Raw genomic sequence first — 5,140 nt, forward strand, 5'->3', positions numbered from 1 at the left:
GGGAAAGGCGCACCCCGGACGCAGCGACAGCCCCAGGCCCGCGCCAGCCGAAGGGGGCGTCAGGTAAGCCTCGGGTTCACAGCGACAAGCGTTTTGCCCACGTTGCGCCCCGCCTGCATCGCAGCAAGCGCGTCAGCCGCGCGGGACAACGGCACCTCCGCCGTGACGTCCAGCCGGATCGCGCCCGACGCGAGCAGGGCGAAGGCGGACAGCGCGTGGCCGCGAAGGGTGCGGGGGGCGCGGCGGGCGAGGTCGCCGATGTTGTAGCCGGTCAGGGAGCGGTTGCTCTTCCAGAACGGCAGCACGGGCAGCGTGAGGTCGGGCTGCCGCGCCGCCTCCCCGTAGACGGCCAGCCGCCCGAACGGCGCCAGCAGGGCCAGGCTGGCCAGCCGGGTCCTGCCGCCGACCGGGTCGAGGACGACATCGAGGTCGCGCAGCCGGTCGGCGAAGGTGTCCCTGAGGTGGATCGCGTCGTAGCCGAACCGCTTGGCGTACACCGCCTTCTCCGCCGACCCCACCGTCCCGTAGACCGCGGTGGCGCCCAGCGCGCGGGCGATCTGCGCGGCGGCCGAGCCGACGCCGCCGGCCGCCGCGTGGATGAGGACGGTGTCACCGGCCCGCAGCCTGGCCGCTCCGGTCAGTACCCCGTAGGCGGTGGTGAGGACGAGGGCCGCGCCGCCGCCGTCCCGCAGCGATATCCCGTCCAGCGGGAAGACGAACTCGGCGGGCGCCACGGCGTATTCGGCATAACCGCCGCCGTCCGGCAGATACGCGGCGACCGGGTCGCCGACCGCGAGGCCGCCGACTCCCGGCCCGACGGCGGCGATCCGGCCCGACACCTCAAGCCCCGGCACATCGATGTGGCGCGGCCCCTGCGGCGGGCCGAAGTCGCCCAGCACGTGCTGGAGTTCGCCGTAATTGACGCCGGCGTACGCGACCCGGACCAGCACCTGCCCGGCGCCTGGCACGGGAGCCGCCAGCTCCACCTGCCGCAGCACCTCGGGGCCGCCGTTGACGTCGAATCCGACCGCGTGCACGCGCACTCCTCTCCCTGGCCGCCGCAACGACATCGCGGCGCCCACCCGGCTGCCGGGCGCAACCTTGCCCAGGGCAACCGTATTCCCCATCCCCCCGTCGATGCTGGAATGCTGAGCGGGTCAGTCGGACACGGGGGAGCGCGGAACGGTGGAGGACAAGGTGCGAGTGGTCATCGCCGAGGATTCGGTACTGCTGCGGGAGGGCCTGACGCGACTGCTCACCGACCGCGGACACGACGTGGTGGCCGGTGTCGGCGACGCCGTGGGGCTGCTCAAGGCGGTCGACGAACTCGCGGGGCGGGGCGCGGCACCCGATGTGGTGGTCGCCGACGTCCGGATGCCGCCCACCCACACGGATGAAGGCGTCCGCGCGGCGGTGCGGCTGCGCCGGGACCACCCCGAGGTGGGGGTACTGGTGCTGTCTCAGTATGTGGAAGAGCAGTATGCGACCGAGCTGCTCGCCGGCAGCAGCCGCGGGGTCGGCTATCTGCTCAAGGACCGGGTCGCCGACGTCCGCGAATTCGTGGATGCCGTGGTCAGGGTGGCCGAGGGGGGTACGGCCCTGGACCCCGAGGTGGTCGCCCAGCTACTCGGCCGCAGCCGCAAGCAGCATGTGCTGGCCAATCTCACTCCGCGAGAACGCGAGGTCCTGGGCCTGATGGCGGAGGGCCGTACGAACTCGGCCGTCGCCAAGCAGCTCGTGGTGAGCGACGGAGCAGTGGAGAAGCACGTCAGCAATATCTTCCTCAAGCTGGGCCTGGCCCCGAGTGATGGGGATCACCGTCGCGTGCTGGCCGTGCTCACCTACCTCAACTCCTGAGGTACGCGGCCTCCACCTGCCCTTTTCGTCCCGCTGAGTGAGACACTGTCCCAGAGGGCGGGACAACAGATCGCACGCGCGGCGTCCAGTTCCCCGGACGTCCGGGGAAGGGCACCCTTACCGCCGTACGATGACCGGTGAGCCGCCGCCTCGAAGGAGGTCCGTTTCAGTGACCAGTCAGGTCAGCAGCCCCATTGCCGCGAGCAACGCGGAAGAGCCGCCCGTCGTCGACGCACTCGGTGAACAGCGCAAACCGGCCAAGGAAACCAGGCAGCTGGACCGGGTGATCATCCGGTTCGCTGGTGATTCCGGTGATGGTATGCAGCTTACGGGTGATCGTTTTACGTCGGAGACGGCGTCGTTCGGTAATGATTTGTCGACGTTGCCGAATTTTCCGGCGGAGATCCGGGCGCCTGCGGGGACGCTGCCGGGGGTGTCGTCGTTCCAGTTGCATTTTGCGGATCATGACATTCTGACGCCGGGGGATGCGCCGGATGTGCTGGTCGCGATGAATCCGGCGGCGTTGCGGGCGAATCTGGGTGATCTGCCGCGGGGTGCGGAGATCATTGTGAATACGGATGAGTTCACGCGGCGGGCGATGGGGAAGGTGGGGTGGGCGGTCAGTCCGCTGGAGGACGGGTCGCTGGCGGGGTTCGCTGTGCACCGGGTGCCGCTGACGACGCTGACGGTGGAGGCGCTGAAGGACTCGGGTCTGGCGCGGAAGGATGCCGAGCGGGCGAAGAACATGTTCGCTCTGGGGCTGCTGTCGTGGATGTACCACCGTCCGACGGAGGGTACCGAGGCGTTTTTGCGGCGGAAGTTCGCGAAGAGGCCCGATATCGCCGAGGCGAATGTGGTGGCGTTCAGGGCGGGGTGGAATTTCGGGGAGACGACGGAGGATTTCGCGGTCTCCTACGAGGTCGCGCCGGCGTCGTCGGCGTTCCCGGCGGGGACGTACCGGAACATCTCGGGGAATCTGGCGCTGTCGTACGGGCTGATCGCGGCGGCGAAGCAGTCGGGGCTGCCGCTGTATCTGGGGTCGTATCCGATCACGCCGGCGTCGGACATCCTGCACGAGCTGTCGCGGCACAAGAATTTCGGGGTGCGGACGTTCCAGGCGGAGGACGAGATCGCGGCGATCGGTGCGGCGCTGGGTGCCGCGTTCGGCGGGTCGCTGGCGGTGACGACGACATCGGGGCCGGGCGTGGCGCTGAAGTCCGAGACGATCGGGCTGGCGGTGAGCCTGGAGCTGCCTTTGCTGGTGGTCGACATCCAGCGGGGCGGGCCGTCGACGGGCCTGCCGACCAAGACCGAGCAGGCCGATCTGCTGCAGGCGATGTACGGCAGGAACGGTGAGGCGCCGGTGCCGGTGATCGCCCCGGCCACCGCTGCGGAGTGCTTCACCGCCGCCCTGGAGGCCGCCCGGATCGCGGTGGCCTACCGCACCCCGGTCTTCCTGCTCTCCGACGGGTACCTCGCCAACGGCTCCGAGCCGTGGCGGATCCCCGACGTGTCGGAGCTGCCGGATCTGCGGGTGGAGTTCGCCTCGGGCCCGAACCACACCACCGCCGGGGGCACGGAGGTGTTCTGGCCGTACCTGCGCGACCCGCAGACCCTCGCACGGCCCTGGGCGGTACCGGGCACCCCCGGCCTGGAGCACCGGATCGGGGGGATCGAGAAGCAGGACGGCACGGGCAACATCTCCTACGACCCGGCCAACCACGACCTGATGGTCCGCACCCGGCAGGCGAAGATCGACAACATCACCGTCCCCGACGTGCAGGTCGACGACCCCTCCGGCACCGCACGCACCCTGGTGGTCGGCTGGGGCTCGACCTACGGGCCCATCACAGCGGCCGTACGGCGGATCCGCACCGGCGGCGGCCGGATCGCGCAGGCCCACCTGCGCCACCTCAACCCCTTCCCCGCCAACCTCGGGGACATCCTGCGCTCCTACGAGCGCGTGATCGTCCCCGAGATGAACCTCGGGCAGCTCGCGCACCTGCTGCGCGCCGAGTACCTGGTCGACGCACAGTCCTACACCCAGGTCACAGGGCTGCCCTTCAAGGCCGAGCAGCTCGCGGCGGCCGTCGCGGCCATCATGGAGGAGGACACCGATGTCTGAGGCACTGGCCCTGGTCCCCAAAGCCACCGCGAAGCAGTCGATGAAGGACTTCAAAACCGACCAGGAAGTCCGCTGGTGCCCCGGCTGCGGCGACTACGCGGTCCTGGCCGCCGTCCAGTCCTTCATGCCCGAACTCGGCCTGGCCCGCGAGAACGTCGTCTTCATCTCCGGCATCGGCTGCTCCTCACGCTTCCCGTACTACATGAACACCTACGGCATGCACTCCATCCACGGGCGCGCCCCCGCGATCGCCACCGGCCTGGCCACCTCCCGCCGCGACCTGTCGGTATGGGTCGTCACCGGCGACGGCGACGCCCTCTCCATCGGCGGGAACCACCTCATCCACGCGCTGCGGCGCAACGTGAACCTCAAGATCCTGCTCTTCAACAACCGCATCTACGGCCTCACCAAGGGCCAGTACTCCCCGACCTCGGAGACCGGGAAGATCACGAAGTCCACGCCGATGGGATCACTCGAAGCACCGTTCAACCCGGTATCGCTGGCCATCGGCGCGGAAGCCGGCTTCGTGGCACGCACGATCGACTCCGACCGCAAGCACCTGCAGTCCGTCCTGCGCGCCGCCGCCGCCCACCCCGGCACCGCACTGGTCGAGATCTACCAGAACTGCAACATCTTCAACGACGGCGCCTTCGACACGCTCAAGGACAACGCCACCGCGGCCGAGGCGGTCATCCGCCTCGAACACGGACAGCCCATCCGCTTCGGCACACCCGCCGCCGACGGACTCGGCTCCAAAGGCGTCATCCGCGACCCCGCCACCGGCGACCTGACCGTCATCGACATCACCCAGACCGGCACCGGCACCGATCAGATCCTGATCCACGACGCGACCGCACCCAACCCGGCCACCGCGTTCGCCCTGTCCCGCCTCGCGGACCCCGACACCCTCCACCACACCCCCATCGGCATCATCCGCAACACCCAACGCCCCGTCTACGACACCGACATGGCCCACCAACTCGACCAAGCCGTCACCCAGCACGGCGAAGGCGACCTCACCACCCTCCTCACCGGCCCCGACACCTGGACCGTCCCCGCCTGACCGGCCACGTGCCGAAGGGGGGGGGGGGGGGGGGGGGCGGGCCGCCCCCCCCCCCCCCCCCCCCCCCCCCCCCCCCCCCCCCCCCCCCCCCCCCC

4 protein-coding genes are annotated in these 5,140 nt (G+C 70.2%); 3 read left to right on the forward strand and 1 reads right to left on the reverse strand.

Going from position 1 to position 5,140, the window contains the following annotated elements; all coding sequences use genetic code 11:
* Positions 1-59: 59 nt before the first annotated feature.
* Positions 60-1,037 carry a quinone oxidoreductase family protein gene (locus V7E46_RS32265; RefSeq protein WP_329175711.1) on the reverse strand — a complete coding sequence of 326 codons (978 nt, stop codon included), beginning with the start codon at positions 1,035-1,037 and terminating at the stop codon, positions 60-62.
* Between the two features lie 160 nt (positions 1,038-1,197).
* Between V7E46_RS32265 and V7E46_RS32270 the strand changes: the two genes are divergently transcribed.
* The 3 genes from V7E46_RS32270 to V7E46_RS32280 all read left to right on the forward strand — a co-directional run bounded on the left by V7E46_RS32270 (position 1,198) and on the right by V7E46_RS32280 (position 5,045).
* Positions 1,198-1,857 carry a response regulator transcription factor gene (locus V7E46_RS32270; protein ID WP_329182412.1) on the forward strand — a complete coding sequence of 220 codons (660 nt, stop codon included), beginning with the start codon at positions 1,198-1,200 and terminating at the stop codon, positions 1,855-1,857.
* A gap of 169 nt (positions 1,858-2,026) precedes the next feature.
* The gene (locus V7E46_RS32275) at positions 2,027-3,982 is read left to right on the forward strand and encodes a 2-oxoacid:acceptor oxidoreductase subunit alpha (protein ID WP_333771729.1); all 1,956 of its coding nucleotides are present in this window, start codon (positions 2,027-2,029) and stop codon (positions 3,980-3,982) included.
* Positions 3,975-5,045 carry a 2-oxoacid:ferredoxin oxidoreductase subunit beta gene (locus V7E46_RS32280; RefSeq protein WP_333771730.1) on the forward strand — a complete coding sequence of 357 codons (1,071 nt, stop codon included), beginning with the start codon at positions 3,975-3,977 and terminating at the stop codon, positions 5,043-5,045. The genes V7E46_RS32275 and V7E46_RS32280 overlap by 8 nt, the downstream gene beginning before the upstream one ends.
* The last annotated feature ends 95 nt before the right edge of the window (positions 5,046-5,140 follow it).

The sequence above is a fragment of the Streptomyces sp. IBSBF 2435 genome (assembly GCF_036815005.1).
Lineage (GTDB): Bacteria > Actinomycetota > Actinomycetes > Streptomycetales > Streptomycetaceae > Actinacidiphila.